This window comes from Vibrio sp. S12_S33 (assembly GCF_963889785.1).
Classification (GTDB): domain Bacteria; phylum Pseudomonadota; class Gammaproteobacteria; order Enterobacterales; family Vibrionaceae; genus Vibrio; species Vibrio aestuarianus.
In genome coordinates, this window is record NZ_CAWPQZ010000267.1 from 1 (window position 1) to 420 (window position 420).

The 420-nt window shown below is 57.1% G+C and carries 1 pseudogene; it reads left to right on the forward strand.

Annotated elements, in window-relative coordinates:
- Positions 1-420: pseudogene (locus AACW06_RS20120) on the forward strand (Ig-like domain-containing protein); the annotation flags it as partial.

Genomic DNA, 420 nt, shown 5'->3' on the forward strand with positions numbered 1-420 from the left:
CCTACACCGTGACGGCGGCGGATCTTGCCAATGGCAGCGCCGACATCACCATTCCAAGCTTGACAGCGGAAGGTAACTACAGCATCACCAGCAGCATTACGGATGCCGCTGGCAACAGCAGTGGTGACAGTGCGCCAGTGACGTTTGATTTTGACGCCACCGCACCAACTGCGGCGCCAACACTTACCATCGCGGATGCCGCGGACGGCAGCGTGAGCGTGGCAGAGAACAGTGACGGCGTTGAAACTGTGGTGAGTATTCCAACGGGTGTGGAAGTGGGTGATACGGTGACGTTAACCATCACCAACCCAGATAGCAGTGTGACAACGCAAACCTACACCGTGACCCAAACGGATGTCGATACCGGCAGTGCGAACATCACCATCCCAAGCTTGGCGGCGGAAGGTGATTACAACGTGA